Annotated in this window: 1 protein-coding gene; it reads right to left on the reverse strand. The window is 30.4% G+C overall.

Going from position 1 to position 247, the window contains the following annotated elements:
- On the reverse strand, positions 1 to 247 hold a 247-nt coding region (locus SB754_RS22175; RefSeq protein WP_410784446.1), incomplete at both ends, for a hypothetical protein.

The following is a 247-nucleotide window of genomic DNA, read 5'->3' on the forward strand; positions in this document are numbered from 1 at the left end:
TTTAGAAATTTAGCAGCAAATAATAAATAGTTAACCCCTAATGTAATGTTAGGCGACCAAAAAACAGTTGTTTTCTGTCCGAGTTTTTTTAAGAACTGCAGTTCTTTGTCTTTATAATGTGAAATTGCTGATATAATTTTAATGTTATTTTTTGCTGCGGCTTCACCATAAGTGTAAATTCCTTCGCCAGAAGAGAAATCAATTATCACATCTACAGGATGTTTTTCTAATAATTCATCAATAGAAG

It is taken from the genome of Leifsonia sp. SIMBA_070, from assembly GCF_046534635.1.
Taxonomy (GTDB): Bacteria; Actinomycetota; Actinomycetes; order Actinomycetales; family Microbacteriaceae; genus Leifsonia.